Below are 17,745 nucleotides of genomic sequence, written 5' to 3'. Positions count from 1 at the left end.
TTGCGGGTAACCTGCAATTCTAACAGGCCGGCGCGCTAGCCTCGCGGCCTGGGTCACGGGTGGAAGTCGATCTCGCAACTGCCGACCTTGCTGACTTCGCGCTGCGCGGCGGGGCCATACACATCGATATCGCCCGAACCGGTGCAGCTCGCCGCAGTGCGCTCGCCGGCGCGCGCTTCGATGTCGCCGGAGCCGGCAAGCGTCAGCGTTGCCTCTCGCGCTTGCAGCGCCTTCAGCTTGATATCGCCGGAGCCCGAAAGCGCGGCCTGCAAGGTGTCGGTTTCGCCGTCTGCGACCACGTCGCCCGAGCCGGACAAACGCACATCGAGACGCTTCGCCTTGACGCCGTGCGCGACCAGGTCGCCGGAGCCGGAAAGGCTGATCGCGAGCGCCTCGCCGCTCAGCGCATTGAGCATCAGATCGCCCGAGCCGATCAGCCGGGCTTCGCGCAGGCCGGGCGAGCTGATGCGGATCTTGAGCTTGCGCTCGGCCCCGAACCAGCTTAAGTTGCCAGGCCGGGCGTCAACGAAGAGTTTGCTGTCGCGTACCTCAAACCGAAGGCGTTCGATGTATTCGGCATCGCCCTCGGCCGACACATGCGGTGTCCCCGCCTGCCAGCTCACGTCGAAGGGCACGCTCACTTCGATTCGATCAAAGGCAGGTAGCGCCTTGTCGAGGGTTCCGTTGTCGGCCCAAGCGGCAGGCGCCGAGATCGAAAGCACGGCGGTGAAAAGCATCAAGCGCAGCATGTCGAGCCTCCGGGTAATGGGCAGGTCGGCATGCTGCGCTTGATGTGTATGCAGTGTGTGTCGGCGCCAAGTGCCGACACGATTCAGCGCGGTGCGGCGTTCAGACGATGTCGAGGTTCTGGATGCCCGCCGACAGGTCGCGGTCCGAGTGCTTGCTGTTGAGCTTGATCTGCAGGCGCAGGTCGTTGATCGAGTCGGCGTTGCGCAGCGCATCCTCGTAGCTGATCAGCCCCTGTTCGTACAGCTCGAAGAGCGATTGGTCGAAGGTCTGCATGCCCAGCTCGCGCGAGCGCTTCATCAGATCCTTGATCTCGGCGATCTCGCCCTTGAAGATCAGGTCGGAAATCAGCGGCGAGTTGAGCAGGATCTCGACCGCCGGCACGCGGCCCTTGCGATCCTTCATCGGGATCAGGCGCTGCGACACCATGCCGCGCAGGTTCAGCGACAGATCCATCAGCAGCTGGTGACGACGGTCTTCCGGGAAGAAGTTGATGATCCGGTCGATCGCCTGGTTCGCACTGTTGGCGTGCAGCGTGGCGAGGCAAAGGTGGCCGGTTTCGGCGAAGGCCACGGCGTAGTCCATTGTCTCGCGGTCGCGGATTTCACCCATCAGGATCACGTCCGGCGCCTGCCGCAGCGTGTTCTTCAGGCCCATTTCCCAGCTGTCGGTATCGATGCCGACCTCGCGTTGCGTCACGACGCAGTTCTTGTGCGGGTGGACGTACTCGATCGGGTCTTCCAGCGTGATGATGTGGCCGTAGCTGTTCTCGTTGCGGTAATCGACGAGGCCGGCGAGTGAGGTGGTCTTACCGGTGCCGGTGCCGCCGACGAAGATCACCAGGCCACGCTTGGACATCGCGATGTCCTTCAGGATCGGCGGCAGCCCCAGTTCGTCGATCGTCGGGATCTTCTGCGCAATCGTCCGGCACACCATGCCCACCCGGCTTTGCTGGATGAACGCGTTGGTCCGGAAGCGGCCGATGCCGGCCGGCGAGATCGCGAAGTTACATTCCTTCGTGGACTCGAATTCCGCGGCCTGACGGTCGTTCATCACCGAGCGCACCAGCTCAGCGGTGTGCTGTGGTGTCAGCACTTGGTTCGACTGCGGCACGATCTTGCCGTCGATCTTGATCGCCGGCGGAAAACCCGCGGTGATGAACAAGTCCGACCCGCGCTTGCTGATCATCAGCTTGAGCAGGTCGTGCATGAATTTGAGTGCCTGATCGCGTTCCATGATGTTCAGTCCCTTTGTTGTTCGCGCGGGAGACGTGTGCAGAGGCCGTTGCGAGCGGACCGAGGTCGAAACGCGCAGCGCCGCCGTACATCCGGTACGGCAAGCAGCACAGTTTCGAGATCGGTTTGCGCAGCGGGCCTATGCATGCGTATCAGCCGGGGAAGTTGTCTTTGTTTGCGGCGCGCAGGCGGGCTTCGGCCGTGCTTACGATGTTGCGCTTCACGAGCTCCTGCAGGCACTGGTCCAGCGTCTGCATGCCGTATTGCTGGCCGGTCTGGATCTGCGAGTACATCTGCGCGATCTTCGCCTCGCGGATCAGGTTACGGATCGCAGGTGTGCCGATCATGATTTCATGCGCGGCGACGCGGCCGGTGGCGTCCTTTTTCTTCAGCAGCGTCTGCGAGATCACCGCGCGCAGCGATTCGGACAGCATCGCACGGACCATCTCCTTTTCCGCCGCCGGGAACACGTCGATGATACGGTCGATCGTCTTTGCGGCCGACGAGGTATGCAGCGTGCCGAACACGAGGTGGCCGGTTTCGGCGGCGGTCAGCGCGAGGCGGATGGTTTCCAGGTCGCGCAATTCACCGACCAGGATCACGTCCGGATCTTCACGCAGCGCGGAACGCAGCGCGTTGTTGAACGACTGCGTGTCGCGCGACACTTCGCGCTGGTTGATCAGGCTGCGCTTGGATTCGTGCACGAATTCGATCGGATCCTCGATCGTGAGGATGTGGCCGTATTCGTTCTCATTGACGAAGTCGATCATCGCCGCGAGCGTCGTCGACTTTCCCGAGCCGGTCGGCCCGGTCACCAGCACGATGCCGCGCGGGTTCTGAGAAATGTCCTTGAAGATCTTCGGGCATTCGAGCTCTTCGAGCGTCAGCACCTTGGACGGAATCGTCCGGAACACGGCGGCTGCGCCGCGGTCCTGGTTGAAGGCGTTGACCCGGAAACGCGCAAGGTTGGGCACGTTGAAGGAGAAGTCGGTCTCCCACACGTCCTCGTACTGCTTGCGCTGCGAGTCGTTCATGATGTCGTACACCATGGCGTGCACTTCCTTGTGCTCCATGGGCGGCAGGTTGATCCGACGCACGTCGCCGTGGACCCGGATCATCGGCGGCAGGCCGGCCGATAGATGTAAGTCGGAGGCCTTGTTCTTGACCGCGAAGGCAAGCAGTTCGGTGATATCCATGGCGTCTCTCTGGAAGCGGGGCGCAGACAGTGGGCGCCAAGCGCGCTGCTATACTTGGCCAGCCCGGTCGAATGACTCGAAACGATTATATGACAGCCCTTTCGGCCAATCTGCAAGCAGTTCGCGCAAGGATCGAGTCTGCCTGCCTTCGTGCCGGCCGCGATCCGGCCGAAGTGCGCCTGCTCGCCGTCAGCAAAACCTTCCCGGCGGATGCGGTTGTCGAGGCCGCCGCAGAAGGCCAGCGCGCCTTTGGCGAGAACTACGTTCAGGAAGGTTGCGCCAAGGTTGAACAGCTCGCTGCGCTGGGTCTGGAGTGGCACTTCATCGGCCCGCTGCAGAGCAACAAGAGCCGCCTGGTGGCCACCCATTTCGATTGGGTGCATTCGGTCGACCGCCTGAAGATCGCGCAGCGCCTGTCCGAACAGCGCGCGCCGCATCACGCGCCGCTCAACATCTGCATCCAGGTGAACGTCAGTGGCGAGGCCTCGAAATCCGGCGTTGCTCCCGGCGAGGTGATCGAACTTGCCCGCGCAGTCTCGCTTCTGCCGCAACTGCGGCTTCGCGGCCTGATGGCGATACCGGAGCCTACCGAGGACGAAGGCCTGCTTCGCAGCCGTTTCGCGCTGCTGCGTACGCTGCGCGACCAGTTGAACGAAACCTTTGCGTTGGGGCTGGATACGCTGTCGATGGGCATGTCGGCCGATCTTGACCTTGCGATCGCCGAAGGCGCGACGGTCGTGCGCATTGGCACGGCCATTTTCGGCACTCGCACCCCTCTTACTGAATCGACTCCATAGAGAACCCTATGCGCATCACCTTCCTTGGCGGCGGCAACATGGCGGCCGCGTTGATCGGCGGCCTGATCGAACGCGGCTTCGCGGCGAGCGACCTGCAGGCGATTGACCTCAATGCCGATGCCCGCAAGGGGCTTGAAACGCGTTTCGGTGTGCGCACTGCTGATCGCGTTGATGCGCAAGCGCTTGCGTGCGACGTGCTGGTCTTGGCGGTGAAGCCGCAAAGCATGCGCAAGGCGCTCGCGCCGATTGCCGGCCAACTGACGACGCAACTGGTGCTGAGTATCGCCGCCGGCATCCGTGTCGATGCGCTGGTGCGCTGGCTTGGCGGCTATCGCCGAATCGTGCGTGCGATGCCGAACACCCCGGCCCTGGTGGGTGCGGGTGCCGCCGGCCTCTTCGCCGACACGAGCGTCACGGCGGACGAACGCGATGCCGCGGCACGCATCCTGGGTGCGGTCGGCTCGGTTGCGTGGCTGAACAGCGAGCCTCAGGTTGATGCCGTGACGGCCTTATCTGGCAGCGGCCCGGCCTATGTCTTCTATTTCATCGAGGCGCTGATCGAGGGCGGCGAGGCGATTGGCCTGTCGCGCGAGGTGGCTCGGGCGCTGGCCATCGATACCGTGCTGGGCGCTGCCAAACTTGCGGCGGCGAGTGAGGATGACGCGGCCACGCTGCGCGCGCGGGTCACGTCGAAAGGCGGCACCACCGCCGCGGCACTCGCGTCGATGGAGCAGGATGACTTCAAAGGCCTGATCGCACGGGCGCTGGCCGCCGCCGACGCGCGCGGTCGCGAGCTCGGCGACGAACTCGGGCGCGATTGATTCCCCCCGCACAACGCAAAGGAGATACACAACGATGTTTGCGGGTCTGGTCATTCTGGTTCTGAACGCCGTCGGGAGCTTCATCACATCCCTGCTGCTCGTCCGCGCCCTGATGCGCTGGCAGCGGCTCTCCTTCATCAACCCGCTCGGGCATTTCATTCTCGCGACGACGGACTGGGTCGTCGTGCCGATGCAGAAGCTGTTCGGTTCGCGCAGCGGGCTGGATCTGTCGTGCATCGTGCCGGCCTGGCTGATCGAATGTCTGGTCATCGCCGCGGTGTTGCTACTCAAAGGCGTCTTCGCCGATCCGGCTGCGCTGATCGGCACGGTGCTTCTGACCGGCAGTGTGGCGTTCATGATCAGCCTGGTGCGGCTGATCATGATGGTGGTGATCGTCGCGGCGGTGCTGTCCTGGGTGAATCCTCGCGCGCCGATCGCGCCGCTGGTGAATGGACTGTGCCGCCCGTTCCTGCTGCCCTTGCAGCGCCGAATGCCGCCGATCGGCGGAGTGGATCTGTCACCGCTGGTGCTGCTGCTGGTCCTGCAGGTGCTGGTGTACCTGCTGGCAAGCCTGGCACCCGCCAGCCTCGCACTGATGTGAGCTGGCTGACGCTCTGCAACGATGGCAGCGCCTTGCTGGCGCTGCATATCCAGCCCGGCGCCAAGCGAACCGAAATCGCTGGGCTGCACGGCGAGGCGCTGAAGATCCGCCTGGCTGCGCCCCCGGTGGATGGCAAGGCGAACGAGGCGCTGCTGGCCTTCATCGCGACCACGCTGGGCGTTGCCAAGCGCTCGGTCAGCCTGGAATCCGGCGCCACGTCGCGCCAGAAGCGCGTGCGAGTGACTGACGCAGATCCGGCGCGTCTCGCGCGCCTTACCGAACACTGAGTGAATACCGAAACGGAGACGCTGCTGTGAGCATCGCAGTCGACAACCCCTTTACGCTCTTCGGCGAGTGGCTGGCCGAGGCCACCGCAAACGAACCGAACGATCCGAACGCGATGGCCCTGTCCACCGTGGGCGAGGACGGCATGCCCTCCTGCCGCATGGTGTTGCTGAAGGATTTCGACGAGCAGGGTTTCGTCTTCTACACCAACCTCGGGAGCCAGAAGGCGCGCGAGCTGGCCGCGCACCCCAAGGCGGCGCTGCTGTTCCACTGGAAGAGCCTGCAGCGCCAGGTCCGCGTGCAGGGAACGATCACGCCAGTCAGCAAGGAAGAGGCGGACGCCTACTTTGCCAGCCGTGCACGTGACTCGCGCATCGGCGCATGGGCCTCTAAACAGTCTCAGCCGATGGAAGGGCGCTGGGAGCTGGAAAAGCGTGTTGCTGCGTTCGCGCTCAAGTTCGGCATCGGCGAGATTCCGCGGCCGGAATTCTGGTCCGGTTTCCGCGTTGCGCCGCAGGTGATCGAATTCTGGAAAGCCGGCGCCTTCCGGCTCCATGACCGCGTTCGCCTCGAACGGCAGGCAGACGGTAGCTGGAAAGGTACGCCGCTGTTTCCCTGATGCGCGGGCGATAGCGCTCAGGCGTGCGGCGATCGACGGATTGCGCCGGTTTTCGCGTTTCCAAAGCGCGGGACTTCGGTCGCCGCGCTGCCTGCGCCGCCGCCGGTACTCGCCTTCCGCTCAGGCCCATATAGAAAGAATTGAAGTCGAATGTGACCTGCTTCGCGCCCAGGAATGCGAACGGCATTTCGCGCGCGCGTGAACGCGCCCATGATTTAGGCGTTTTTGTCAGAGTTTCACGCCGCCGGCGCGACGCACAGAGGTCGATTCAATGCTCAACGTATTCTCGGGCGCATGGTTGGAGAGCTGGAACGTGTTCGCGGACATCGTGTCGAGCTACGGCTACCTCATCGCGGTGTTGATGGGGCTCGCGCTGGTCTTCTTCTGTTCTGCACCGATTTTTCGCACGCAGCCGCTGACACCGGCCGAGCAGCGCGAGCGCCCCGAGGCGCCATCGCGCCAAAGATCGATCCTGGTCGTCGATGATTCGGCGGTTGTTCGCGCCAAGCTTGCCAAGTTGCTGCAACTGGCGGGCTACCGCGTGACGCTGGCGCAGGACGGGGTAGAGGCGGAAGAAGCGCTGGCCCGTGAGCGCTTCCATCTGATGATTACCGACCTTGAAATGCCGCGCATGGATGGTTTCGAGCTGATCGCGTCGGTCCAGGGTAGTCTCGCGACCGAACAACTACCGATCATCGCCATCACCGGGCACGAAGCCCTGCAGGGCCGGGTGCGGGACTGCGAGGGCGTATTCGGCATCTTCCAGAAGCCGTGGAACGACCGCGAACTGCTGCGCCGTGTGGCGGCGCTGACGCAGCTGAGCGAACTGACCTGGAACGTCGAGCACGGCGCGCCGACACTGCTTGGCGGAGCCTGAGCCCCGCGCGAGCCGCTACTCAGCCAGCGGCGGATATTTCTTCGCGTTGAGCGCGATCTTGTCGCGCACGGCAGCATCCACGTCGATCTTCAAGACCATCGCCAGCCGCATCAGGTAGAGCAGCACGTCGGCGACCTCCTGCCGTACATGCTCGGCCTCGTCCCCCTGCATGATTGCCTCGGCCTGCGCGTCGGTGAGCCACTGGAAGATCTCGGCCAGCTCGCCAACCTCGCCGGTGAGCGCGAGGATCAGGTTGCGCGGGTTATGGAAGCGGTCCCAGTCGCGTTCGCGCGCGAAGTCGGCGAGGCGCGTCTCCAGTGCCGCGGTGTCGATCAGTTTCATGGCGGTAGGCGACGGGCCGTGAACGTAGTGAGCGTGTGGGGTGTCATCCTGGCCGCCGCGCGACGAGCTGCACCACCGACGCAAGGCCGTTGTGGGCGGGGCCTTCGATGACCTCGCGTTCGAGCTCGATCAGGTGATCGAACGTCAGCGGCGCGAGTTCGGCGCGCAGCGCCTCCGCTTCGCACAGCATGTCCGGGTCGCTTGGCCCGCCGGTGCCGTAGTTCAGTTGGCGTGGCGTGTAGGCCTCAAGGATGATGCGCCCGCCGGGCGCCAGCGCGTGTGCGGCGCGGCGATGCACATCGACGCGCAGCGCGCTTGGCAGATGGCAGAAGATCGACACGATGGCCGTCCAGCGTGCTGCGCCGAAATCGAACTCGGCCAGATCCGCGACCATCGCCTCGACCGCCAGCTGCTCTGCCGCAGCGCGTTCGCGCAATTTGGCCATGCCGACTTCGGACTGATCCACCGCGGTGACGCGATGCCCCAGCCGCGCCAGGTGCAGTGCGTTGCGGCCTTCGCCTTCGCCGATGCACAGCACCTCGCCGATCGGCAGCGCGGCCGCCTGCGCGCGCAGGAAGTCGTTCGGCTCGGTACCGTAGAAGTAGCCCGGCCGGCCGTAGCGCTCGTCCCAGAAGCGATGTTGCATCGCGTGCGCTCAGCCGCCGAACATCACGCGGCCTTCGACCAGCGTGTGCTTCACGACACCCGGCAGTTCGTAGCCGAGGAAGGGCGTGTTCTTGCCCTGGCTGCGCAAACTTTCGCGGGTGACGGTACGGTGCGCTTCGGCATCGAAGATGCACACGTCGGCGCGGGCGCCAACGCCGAGATGGCCGCCCTTGGTGATGCCCATGATGCGGGCGGCGTCGGCGGTGACGCGTGACAGCGCGGTCAGCAGCGGCAGCTTCATCTCCGCGCCCCACTTGAGCGTCAGCGGCAGCAGCAGTTCGAGGCCGGTGGCGCCCGGTGCGGCTTCGGCGAAAGGCATCTGCTTCTCGTCGTCGTCCACCGGCGTGTGGTCGGAACACACCGCGTCGATCTCGCCATTCGCCAGCGCTGCGCGCAGTGCTTCGCGGTCGCGCTGGGCGCGCAGTGGCGGCACCAGATGCGTGAGCGGATTGAAGAAGCCGATGTCGATGTCGCACAGGTGCAGGTGGTGCGCGCTGACGTCGCAGGTGACGTCCAGCCCCTCCGCGCGTGCGCGGCGGATCAGGTCGAGGCCAGCGGCAGACGACAGGCGGGTGATGTGCAGCTTCACGCCGGTGGTCTTCGCGAGCTGCAGTTGCGTGGCGAGTGCCACGGTCTCGGCTTCGACCGGGATGCCGGTCAGGCCGAAGCGCGACGCGACTTCGCCGTCATGCGCAACGCCTCGCGACATGTAGGGATCGAGCGGCTGCAGCCAGACGCGATAGCCGAAGGTGGAGGCGTACTGCATTGCGCGCAGCAGCACCAGGTTGTCCTTCATCGGCGTGTTGGCCTGGCCGAATGCGACGCAGCCGGCCTCGGTCAGCTCCGCCATCTCGGTCAGCCGTTCGCCCTTGAGGCCCGCGGTCAGCGCGCCGACCGGATAGACGTGCGCGCAGTTGAGCTTGCGTGCGCGGTGACACAGCATTTCGACGAGGCCCGGCTCGTCCAGCGCCGGGTCGGTGTCGGGCGGGCAGGCGAGGCTGGTGACGCCACCGGCCATCGCGGCCTGCATCTCTGATTCAAGGGTCGCGCGGTATTCGAAACCCGGCTCGCGCAGGCGTGCGGAGAGGTCGACCAGGCCGGGTGCTACGACCAGGCCGCGCGCGTCGATCACGCGGTCCGCGGTGAAGCCGGCCGGCGCGGCGCCGAGCGCGACGATCTTGTCGTCGGCAATGAACACGTCTTGCTGGGTATCGAGCTTGTGGGCCGGATCAACGACACGGCCGTTGGCAATCTGGATCTTCATCGTCTTGGTCTCAGTGTCCGGCCAGCATGCTCATCACGGCCATCCGCACCGCAATGCCGAAAGTCACCTGCGGCAGGATCACCGCATTGCCGCCATCGGCGACGGCTGAGTCGATCTCGACGCCGCGGTTCATCGGGCCCGGGTGCATCACGATCGCGTCCGGTTTGGCGAGTGCAAGCTTTTCGGGAGTCAGGCCCCAGACCTTGAAGTACTCCTGGCTGGAAGGCAGCAGCGCGCCCTGCATGCGCTCGTTCTGCAAGCGCAGCATCATCACCACATCGACGCCCTTGAGGCCCTCGCGCATGTCGTGGAAGACGCGCACGCCCATGCGTTCGACGTCGGTCGGCAGCAGGGTCTTCGGGCCGATCACACGCACTTCCGGCACGCCCAGCGTGGTCAGCGCGGCGATCTCGGAGCGTGCCACGCGCGAATGCAGCACATCGCCCACCACTGCCACCGTCAGGTTGGTGAAGTCCTTTTTGTAGTGGCGGATCGTGTACATGTCGAGCAGGCCCTGCGTCGGGTGCGCATGGCGCCCGTCGCCGGCGTTGACCACGCTGATGTGGTCGCGCCCGGTGGCGCGCAGGTGCTGGGCGAGCAGGTAGGGCGCACCGCTCGATGCGTGCCGCATCACGAACATGTCCGCGCCCATCGCGCAGAGGTTGTCCACCGTGTCGAGCAGGGTCTCGCCCTTGCTCGTCGAGCTGGTGGACACGTTCAGGTTGATCACGTCGGCCGACAACCGCTTGGCAGCGATCTCGAAAGTGGTGCGGGTGCGTGTGCTGTTCTCGAAGAACACGTTGAACACGCTCTTGCCGCGCAAGAGCGGCAGCTTCTTGACCTCGCGCTCGGCGACCTCGGTGAACGGCGCCGCGATATCGAGGATATCGGTGAGGATGCTCTTGGGCAGGCCTTCCAGCGTCAGCAGGTGCGCGAGCTTGCCGTCCTTGGTCAGTTGCGGGTTAAGCATGGATCAGCCTCAGGGTCAGTGCGCCTTCGCCGGCCTCTTCGAGTTGCAGGCTATCGGTGGGGGCGAGCGGGGTTTCCAGCGTGTGCGCGACGAAGCGCGGCGCAACCGGCAGCTCGCGCCCGCCGCGGTCGACCAGCACCGCGAGGTCAACACGCGCCGGGCGGCCGTAGTCGAACAGCTCGTTGAGTGCGGCGCGGGTGGTGCGCCCGGTGTAGAGCACATCGTCGACCAGGATGATCGGTGCGCCCGCGACATCGAAGGGGATCTCGCTCTTGCGCGGACTCGGGTGCAGCCCCTTCTTGCCGTAGTCATCGCGGTAGAAGGCAACGTCCATCACGCCGAGCGGTTTGCTCAGGCCGAGTGCCGCATGCAGCCGTTTGGCGAGCCACACCCCGCCGGTGTGGATGCCGACCATCGCGGTGTCGGCGGTGACATGGGGACGGATCTGCTCCGTCAGCGCAGCGATCAGCTGCTCAGCGTCCGGTAAGGTCATCGGTGGCATGTGAGCTTTCAAACCAGGTTTGCAGAATGCGTTGCGCGGCAACGGCATCGAGGTGTTGCTTGCGTCCGCGCCAGCCGTGGCCCGCTTCGCGCAGCATCGCTTCGGCTTCGAGCGAGGTAAGTCGTTCATCGACCAGCATCACCGGCAGCCGGAAGCGGCCGTTGAGCTGGTTGGCAAAACGGCGCGCGCGCGCCGTCATGTCGTGTTCGGTGCCATCGACATGCACGGGGAGGCCGACGACCAGGGTGGTCGGCCGCCATTCGTCGATCAGCTTGGCGATCGCGGCGAAGCGCGCATCGTTGGCTTCGCCCTGGATCACCTGAATCGGCTGGGCGATGCCCACCTCAGTCTCGCCAACGGCGACGCCGATGCGGGCGGTGCCGAAGTCGAATCCGAGCACCGTGGCCATCAGGCGTGCCCGGCGACGTCCGAGAGGTTGGTGAAATCCACGCCCAGCAGTTTCATCGCGGCATCGAGCCGGTCTTCGGGCGGCAGATCGAAGATGATGCTCAGGTCGGCGGGCACCGTCAGCCAGGCGTTCTGCTTGAGCTCGTCCTCAAGCTGCCCGGCGGACCAGCCGGCATAACCGAGCGAGATCAGTACCTCGCCGGGCTCGCCGTTCGCGCCGAGGGATTCGAGAATGTCTTTCGAGCTGGTCAGGGCCACGCTGTCATTCACTTTCAGCGAGGAATGCCACTCGCCGGCCGGCCGATGCAGCACGAAGCCGCGATCGGTCTGCACCGGGCCGCCGAAGTAGACCGGGCGCTGTGCCAGGTCGGCCGATTCGAGTGCGATGTCGACCTTGCTGAAGAGCTCGCCGAGCGTCATGTCGATCGGCCGATTGACGATCACGCCGAGCGCACCGTCTTCATTGTGCTCGGCGATGTAGGTCAGCGTGCGGGCGAAATTCGGATCGTCCATGGCGGGCATGGCGATCAGGAAATGATGGGTCAGGTTCATGGGCTCCACACCCTCATTCTATCAGGCGTGCCGCCGGGTGCAGTGACCGCGGTGGCGCTTGCGTAATTGTTTGCGCTCAAGGGCATGCGGCAGGGGCCGGCGCTAGGCTTGCGCCCCATGTCGATCCATTGCCTTCCGCGCACGCTGTCGCCGCTCGAGCCCGCTGCGCAGGCGCGCCTGATGCTGTTGGTGCGCTTGCGCTGGCTGTTTGTCGCGGTGTGTTGGGTGCTTGCCGCGCTCGGGCTGTTCGGCGCGCACCTTCCGGTTGAGGGCGTTGCACTGGCCGGACTGGCCTTGCTGGCACTCAACCTTGCAACGCTGTGTGCCCTGCGCAGGCGGCAGGTGGCCTGGCTGACGCCGCGCGGCCTCTTCCTTCAGTTGCTTGCGGATACGTTGGCGTTATCCGTGCTGGTGCAGCAGACCGGCGGGCTGGCGAGCCCCGCAGTGGGCGCATATCTGGTACCGATCGCGCTAGGCGCGAACCTGCTGCCGCGTGCTGGCTGTTGGGCGATGTTCGCCTGCGCGGTGGCGAGCTACTGCGTGCAGGCTTTGCTGCCGAGCCCGGTACCCCATGTGCACGGCGTCGCCGCGTTCACACTGCACCAGGCCGGCATGTGGCTGACAGTGGTTGCGGCCGCTGCACTGCTGGCGGGCTTCCTGGCACGTGCGGCGGACTTGCTGCGACGCTGCGAACGCGAGTTGGCGGCGGCGCGCGAAGCGGTACTGCACCAGGAGCGACTGGTTGCACTGGCGGGCTTGGCGAGCACAACCGCGCATGAACTGGCGACACCACTGGCGACGATGAGCGTCACGCTTGAGGACTTGGCGGCTGACGCCGTGCTGCCCGCGGCGCTGCGCGGCGACGTGGCGCAACTTGGCAGACAACTGGCCCGTTGCCGCACGGCCATGGAAACGCTCGCCAGCGCGGCAGGCGTAGCACGCGGCGGAAACGCGCGGCGCATGCCGCTGGCTGATTGGCTGGCCGAGCTGGCGGACCAATGGCGTATTCGCCAGCCGCAGGTGCGCGTGGATCTGGACTGCGACAGCGCGCACACCGTCGTGGCTGAACAAAGCCTCGGCCATACGCTGCAGTGGCTGCTTGACCATGCCGCGTCGTTGGCGCCCGCCGCGGTGTCGCTTGCGGCGCGCGTGGAGGCCGACAGTCTGCAGATTGCGGTGCGCGACTGCGGGGCGCGTGTGCCTGAAGCGCTGCGCGACGCGATGCGTGATCCGACGCAAAGTCATGGCGAGTTGAGCCACGCTACCATCGCCCGGCTCGGCGGCCGCTTGGACGCACGCCCGTTCCGCGGTGGTACCGAGCTGGTGATAACCCTCCCCCTGGCTGCACTGAGCCCATGAACGTACGCCGTTTGCTGATCGTTGAAGACGACCCCTCCTTGTCCGAGGTGCTGTGTCGCGCCTTTGAGCGGCGCGGCTACGAGGTCCATGCGGAAATGCATGTCGCGGGCGCTTGCCGAGCCGCGTGCGAGTGGCCGAGCGATTGCGCGGTGGTGGACCTGAAGTTGCCGGATGGGTCGGGCTTGAAAGTCGTCGAGGCGCTCGCAACCGCGCAGCCGGATTGCCGCATCGTCGTGATGACCGGCTATGCCAGCGTCGCCACCGCGGTTGAAGCGATCAAGCTGGGCGCCACGCACTACCTGACCAAGCCGGCGAGCATCGCAGAAATCGAAGCGGCGTTTGATCGCACCGAAGGCGATGCCGAGGCGGAGGCGATTGATGAGCCGATGCGCGTTGATGCGGTCGAGTGGGAGTACATCAATCGCGTGCTGACCGAGCAGGACGGCAACATTTCTGCGACCGCCCGGGCGCTTGGCATGCACCGCCGGACCCTGCAGCGCAAGCTCGCGCGCCCGCCCGAGTCCTGAGCCTTCGGGGCGCCTGCGACAAATTGTCGCGAGTCAATTTTTTCCCTCCGCGCGGCGCATAGAGTCCGTGCGTCAAATTGTCGCACCCGTGCCACACCGGCGTGGGCCCGCGCCGACCATTCCGGAGGAGAGAGAACATGGACAAGAAGCAGGAACACCAGGAGCCGAGCACCCCCGACGTCAGCCGCCGCAAGTTCCTTGGCAGCTCGGCGATGGCTGGTCTGGCCAGCGCGACCTTGGGTCTGGCCGGTTGCAACAAGGGTGAACAGGGCGCCACGCCGGCACAGTCCGCCCCCGCCAAGGCAGCCGCGGCGGAAGGCGGCGATGCACACGAGATCAAGCCCGGCCAGCTCGACGAGTACTACGGCCTGTGGTCCGGTGGTCACTCCGGCGACGTGCGCGTGCTGGGTTTGCCGTCCGGCCGCCAGATCAAGCGCATTCCCGTATTCACGCCCGATCCGCTGACCGGCTGGGGTACCACCAACGAATCCAAGGCCATCATCGGCACGAAGCCCGATGGCACGCCGCTGTACCACGTTGGCGACACCCACCATGTGCACGGCAGCTATGCCGACGGCACTTACGACGGCAAGTATGCGTGGGTGAACGACAAGCTCAATTCGCGCATTGCCCGTATCCGCCTGGACATCATGGAATGCGACAAGATCACCGACATTCCGAACGTTCAGGGCTTCCACGGCATCTTCCCGGACAAGCGCGACCCGGTCGATGCGGCAATCAATCGCACGACGCGTGTGTTCTGCGGCGCCGAGTTCTCGATTCCGCTGCCGAACAACGGCAAGACCTCGGATGATCCGGCGACCTACCGCTCGCTGTTCACCTGCGTGGACGCCGAGACCATGGATGTGCGCTGGCAGGTGGTGATCGACGGCAACTGCGACCTCGTTGCGACTACCTACGACGGCGCTTTTGCGGCGACCAACCAGTACAACACCGAGATGGGCGTGCACTACCAGGACATGATGTCCGCCGAGAAGGACGCCTGCCTGTTCTTCCACGTTGCGCGCATCGAGGAAGCGGTCAAGGCGGGCAAGTTCAAGACCTACGGCGACAGCAAGGTGCCTGTGGTCGACGGCACCAAGGAAGCCAACAAGGATCCGAAGACCGCGCTGACCGCGTATGTGCCGGTGCCGAAGAACCCGCACGGCGTGAATGCTTCGCCCGATGGCAAGTACTTCATCTGCGCCGGCAAACTCTCGCCGACGACGACCACGATCGAAATCGCCAAGATGCACGAGTGGTTCGACGGCAAGCTCGACGACATCAAGAAGACCATCGTCGCCGAAGTGGAAGTCGGCCTCGGCCCGCTGCACACCGCCTTCGACGGTCGCGGCAATGCCTACACCACGCTGTTCCTCGACTCGCAGGTCGTGAAGTGGAACATCGACGCGGCGATCAAGTTCTACGCTGGCGACAAGAACAGCAAGTATGTGGTTGACCGCATCGATGTGCACTACCAGCCAGGTCACATCAACGCCTCGATGTCGGAGACCAAGGAAGCGGACGGCAAGTACCTCAACGTCGGCTGCAAGTTCTCGAAGGATCGCTTCCTGCCAGTCGGCCCGCTGCACCCCGAGAACGAACAGATCATCGACATCTCGGGCGAGAAGATGCGCCTGCTGCGCGACGACCCGGTCTGGCCGGAGCCGCACGACTTCATCATCGTCAAGCGCGACATCATCAAGACCAAGCAGGTCTTCCAGCTCGACGACTTCCCGCTCGCGACCAAGAAGGCCGAAGACTCCGGCGTGGAGCGCAAGGGCAACAAGGTCACGGTGCGCATCGCGTCCTACGCGCCGCAGTACCAGTTGCAGGAGTTCAAGCTGAAGAAGGGCGACGAGGTCACGATCATCCTGACCAACCTCGACAACGTGGAAGACCTGACGCACGGCTTCGGCATCCCGAAGTACGACGTTCAGTTCATCGTGAACCCGCAGGAAACCAAGTCGGTCACCTTCAAGGCGGACAAGGTCGGCGTGTTCTGGATCTACTGCACGCACTTCTGCCACGCGCTGCACCTGGAGATGCGCTCGCGCATGATCGTGGAAGCCTGATCGAACGCACCGCCTCCGAGGTGGCGGCAAGAGAGTTGGGGAGCGCGCGTGCGCTCCCCTTTTTTATGCCGATTCGTCAGCAGGCATAACTCTCGACGAACTGGTCCGGCGCCGGGGCTGCGCAGCTGACATGGGCCGCCTGTACGGAAAACTGCGAACCGGAGATCAAGCGGAACTCCGCAACGATCGAGCCGGATGCGTCGAGCGGTAGTTGGAAGCGTGTTTGCCGCACAGCGCCAACCGACAGGCTCCCGTCAGCCAACCCTCCGATGCAGCGTTCAGGCGCACCACTCCAGTGGGCGTCCGAAAAGTGCATCACGAGCTTGCCGGCGTAGCCGGGCACGCGGGTGCCGCCCGGCGCGACCGCGTGCAGATGTGCGGCCGAAAAATGTACCTTGAGCTCGCTGCCTTCCGCCTCGATGCGTTCGATCTCTGAACTGTAGAACTCGAATTCGAATTGCATGCGACGCGCTCCGATCCGCTGAACTTCGATGCGGTGAATAATGCCCCGTATTGTCGGGGGCCGCGAGTCGGCCGGCCTTCCGGCACTTCGCAAAAGAAAAACGGCGAGCAAGCGCCCGCCGTCTCGTTTGTTGCCTGCGAAGCGGTCAGCGTTCGAATAGCTCGTGGAAGCGCGCCAGGTCGGTGGTTGCCTTGCGGGCGTCGGCGAGACCGACGCGTTTGGCTTTCAGCAAGATCTGCAGGTCGGAGTTCATCGTGTGCGAGCGCGAGTCCGGCACCGCGTTGAGCTTGTCGAGCAAGGGGCGGATGCCGCCGACGTTGCGCGATGCGATCAGCGCCTGCGCTTCGGCGTTGGGCGTCAGGCATTCGGTGGCGAGGTAGTAGGAGTCGCCCTTCAGTGACGGAATCAGCGCCTGGCAGATCACGCTGCGCAGCGAGCTGGCCAGCGTCTGCGCCTGGGTTTCGGTGTTGCCGAGCAGGCGCAGCATCTTCTGCAGGCCCAGCTCGGTGGTCTTTGCGTGCAGCGTGGCAAACACCAGCGGGCCGGATTCCGACAAGGCGAGCGCTTCCTGCGCCGTTTGCGCGTCACGGATCTCGCCAATCAGGATGACGTCGGGGCGTTCGCGCAGTGCATCGAGGGCGCCCAGGTAGTAGCTGCCAACGTCGCCGTCTTCGCCCACTTCGCGTTGCGTGATGATGCAACGGCGCTGCGGGATCAGGGTTTCGACCGGGTCTTCGATCGTGATGATGTGGCCGGAGCGGGTCTTGTTGATCTCGTCGAGCAGCGAGGCGATCGTCGTCGATTTGCCTTGGCAGGTGTCGCCAATGAACAGCACGAGGCCGCTGTTGAGCTTGACCAGCTCCTGGATCGACGGGCGCAGACCGAGGTCTTCCATCGGCATCGGCTCGGTCGGGAAACGGCGAATCACGCAGCCGAGGCGCTTGCGGCCCTGGAAGGTGAAGCAGTTAGCGCGGATGCGGGCGCTGTAGAGATCCTTCGAGCGATCGAAGGCGCGCTCCATGATGCGCTCTTCCCAGTTCGGCTCGATGACCTTGAAGAACTCCTCCAGATCCTCGCCGGTCACCGGCGTGTCGCAGGCAGCCACCAGGCGCTTGGGCTGGCGCAGCATCACAGGGCTGTTCTGGTGAATGATGATGTCGCTGAACACGATGTTCGAGTTGAGCAGGTGCAGGATCTGCTCAACCAGCGTACCGAGGGCGGGGTAGCCCGCATTCTCGGCCGGGGACAGCGTCTCGATCATCGAGTAGTTCTGGAATTCCATTCAGGCTCCCTGCGCAAGCATTTTGTTCGTGCGGGCGTGACTATATACCGCTGTGCGCCGATTTCTACGGGCGCGCCGACAGGCGGCCAGCAGATCGGTGGCTGTACGTAATTTCAGTATTCTAGCTGTTTACTGATTTGCGCCGGAATGGGGGGCG

Annotated in this window: 21 protein-coding genes; 9 read left to right on the top strand and 12 right to left on the bottom strand. The window is 64.8% G+C overall.

Features of this window, described 5'->3' with window-relative positions; genetic code table 11:
- Positions 1-53 precede the first annotated feature (53 nt).
- From HH302_RS08610 to HH302_RS08600, 3 genes are all read right to left on the bottom strand, one after another.
- Positions 54-749, bottom strand: coding sequence for a head GIN domain-containing protein (locus HH302_RS08610; protein ID WP_172201341.1), 696 nt, complete (start codon positions 747-749; stop codon positions 54-56).
- Positions 750-849: 100 nt separating this feature from the next.
- Positions 850-1,983, bottom strand: a complete 1,134-nt coding sequence (locus HH302_RS08605) for a PilT/PilU family type 4a pilus ATPase (RefSeq protein ID WP_172201339.1) — start codon at positions 1,981-1,983, stop codon at positions 850-852.
- Positions 1,984-2,134: 151 nt separating this feature from the next.
- Positions 2,135-3,178, bottom strand: coding sequence for a type IV pilus twitching motility protein PilT (locus HH302_RS08600; RefSeq protein ID WP_172201337.1), 1,044 nt, complete (start codon positions 3,176-3,178; stop codon positions 2,135-2,137).
- 89 nt (positions 3,179-3,267) lie between these two features.
- Here HH302_RS08600 and HH302_RS08595 point away from each other — a divergent pair, with 89 nt between their 5' ends.
- The 6 genes from HH302_RS08595 to HH302_RS08570 all read left to right on the top strand — a co-directional run bounded on the left by HH302_RS08595 (position 3,268) and on the right by HH302_RS08570 (position 7,178).
- On the top strand, positions 3,268-3,975 hold the full coding sequence (locus tag HH302_RS08595; protein WP_172201335.1) for a YggS family pyridoxal phosphate-dependent enzyme: 708 nt from the start codon (positions 3,268-3,270) through the stop codon (positions 3,973-3,975).
- Positions 3,976-3,983: 8 nt separating this feature from the next.
- Complete coding sequence (gene proC / locus HH302_RS08590; RefSeq protein WP_172201333.1) at positions 3,984-4,796, top strand: pyrroline-5-carboxylate reductase; 813 nt, start codon at positions 3,984-3,986, stop codon at positions 4,794-4,796.
- A gap of 34 nt (positions 4,797-4,830) precedes the next feature.
- Positions 4,831-5,397 carry a YggT family protein gene (locus HH302_RS08585; protein ID WP_172201331.1) on the top strand — a complete coding sequence of 189 codons (567 nt, stop codon included), beginning with the start codon at positions 4,831-4,833 and terminating at the stop codon, positions 5,395-5,397.
- Entirely contained in the window at positions 5,394-5,684 is a 291-nt protein-coding gene (locus HH302_RS08580; RefSeq protein WP_172201329.1) for a DUF167 family protein, read from the top strand. The genes HH302_RS08585 and HH302_RS08580 overlap by 4 nt, the downstream gene beginning before the upstream one ends.
- Entirely contained in the window at positions 5,681-6,301 is a 621-nt protein-coding gene (gene pdxH, locus HH302_RS08575; RefSeq protein ID WP_172202611.1) for a pyridoxamine 5'-phosphate oxidase, read from the top strand. The genes HH302_RS08580 and pdxH overlap by 4 nt, the downstream gene beginning before the upstream one ends.
- Before the next feature lie 271 nt (positions 6,302-6,572).
- Entirely contained in the window at positions 6,573-7,178 is a 606-nt protein-coding gene (locus tag HH302_RS08570) for a response regulator (protein ID WP_172201327.1), read from the top strand.
- A 15-nt stretch (positions 7,179-7,193) separates the two neighbouring features.
- On the opposite strand, the gene HH302_RS08565 is transcribed toward HH302_RS08570, so the two are convergent.
- From HH302_RS08565 to HH302_RS08535, 7 genes are read right to left on the bottom strand one after another with little or no spacing between them, the layout of a single operon-like run.
- Positions 7,194-7,520 (bottom strand): nucleotide pyrophosphohydrolase, encoded by a 327-nt coding sequence (locus HH302_RS08565; protein WP_172201325.1) that lies wholly within the window; start codon positions 7,518-7,520, stop codon positions 7,194-7,196.
- A 43-nt stretch (positions 7,521-7,563) separates the two neighbouring features.
- On the bottom strand, positions 7,564-8,166 hold the full coding sequence (locus HH302_RS08560) for a cyclopropane-fatty-acyl-phospholipid synthase family protein (protein WP_172201323.1): 603 nt from the start codon (positions 8,164-8,166) through the stop codon (positions 7,564-7,566).
- 9 nt (positions 8,167-8,175) lie between these two features.
- The gene (locus HH302_RS08555) at positions 8,176-9,450 is read right to left on the bottom strand and encodes a dihydroorotase (protein ID WP_172201321.1); all 1,275 of its coding nucleotides are present in this window, start codon (positions 9,448-9,450) and stop codon (positions 8,176-8,178) included.
- A gap of 10 nt (positions 9,451-9,460) precedes the next feature.
- Complete coding sequence (locus tag HH302_RS08550) at positions 9,461-10,420, bottom strand: aspartate carbamoyltransferase catalytic subunit (RefSeq protein ID WP_172201319.1); 960 nt, start codon at positions 10,418-10,420, stop codon at positions 9,461-9,463.
- Complete coding sequence (gene pyrR / locus HH302_RS08545) at positions 10,413-10,913, bottom strand: bifunctional pyr operon transcriptional regulator/uracil phosphoribosyltransferase PyrR (protein WP_172202610.1); 501 nt, start codon at positions 10,911-10,913, stop codon at positions 10,413-10,415. The genes HH302_RS08550 and pyrR overlap by 8 nt, the downstream gene beginning before the upstream one ends.
- Positions 10,894-11,331: a Holliday junction resolvase RuvX gene (ruvX, locus tag HH302_RS08540; RefSeq protein WP_172201317.1), complete on the bottom strand. Its 438-nt coding sequence runs from the start codon at positions 11,329-11,331 to the stop codon at positions 10,894-10,896. Before ruvX ends, pyrR begins: the two co-directional genes overlap by 20 nt.
- Positions 11,331-11,882, bottom strand: a complete 552-nt coding sequence (locus tag HH302_RS08535; RefSeq protein ID WP_172201315.1) for a YqgE/AlgH family protein — start codon at positions 11,880-11,882, stop codon at positions 11,331-11,333. Before HH302_RS08535 ends, ruvX begins: the two co-directional genes overlap by 1 nt.
- Positions 11,883-11,999: 117 nt before the next feature.
- Here HH302_RS08535 and HH302_RS08530 point away from each other — a divergent pair, with 117 nt between their 5' ends.
- From HH302_RS08530 to nosZ, 3 genes are all read left to right on the top strand, one after another.
- Positions 12,000-13,241 (top strand): HAMP domain-containing histidine kinase, encoded by a 1,242-nt coding sequence (locus tag HH302_RS08530; RefSeq protein ID WP_172201313.1) that lies wholly within the window; start codon positions 12,000-12,002, stop codon positions 13,239-13,241.
- Positions 13,238-13,768 (top strand): response regulator transcription factor, encoded by a 531-nt coding sequence (locus HH302_RS08525; RefSeq protein WP_172201311.1) that lies wholly within the window; start codon positions 13,238-13,240, stop codon positions 13,766-13,768. Before HH302_RS08530 ends, HH302_RS08525 begins: the two co-directional genes overlap by 4 nt.
- 137 nt (positions 13,769-13,905) lie before the next feature.
- Entirely contained in the window at positions 13,906-15,843 is a 1,938-nt protein-coding gene (nosZ, locus tag HH302_RS08520) for a TAT-dependent nitrous-oxide reductase (RefSeq protein ID WP_172201310.1), read from the top strand.
- Positions 15,844-15,919: 76 nt separating this feature from the next.
- Here nosZ and HH302_RS08515 read toward each other — a convergent pair whose 3' ends face one another.
- Together HH302_RS08515 and HH302_RS08510 are read right to left on the bottom strand one after the other, a co-directional pair.
- The gene (locus HH302_RS08515) at positions 15,920-16,306 is read right to left on the bottom strand and encodes a hypothetical protein (protein WP_172201308.1); all 387 of its coding nucleotides are present in this window, start codon (positions 16,304-16,306) and stop codon (positions 15,920-15,922) included.
- A gap of 145 nt (positions 16,307-16,451) precedes the next feature.
- Positions 16,452-17,588 (bottom strand): type IV pilus twitching motility protein PilT, encoded by a 1,137-nt coding sequence (locus HH302_RS08510; RefSeq protein WP_172201306.1) that lies wholly within the window; start codon positions 17,586-17,588, stop codon positions 16,452-16,454.
- Between the last annotated feature and the right edge of the window lie 157 nt (positions 17,589-17,745).

It is taken from the genome of Niveibacterium sp. COAC-50, assembly GCF_013184235.1.
GTDB lineage: Bacteria > Pseudomonadota > Gammaproteobacteria > Burkholderiales > Rhodocyclaceae > Niveibacterium > Niveibacterium microcysteis.
Note: the sequence above shows the minus strand (reverse complement) of the source record. Positions and strands in the feature narration are given on the sequence as shown.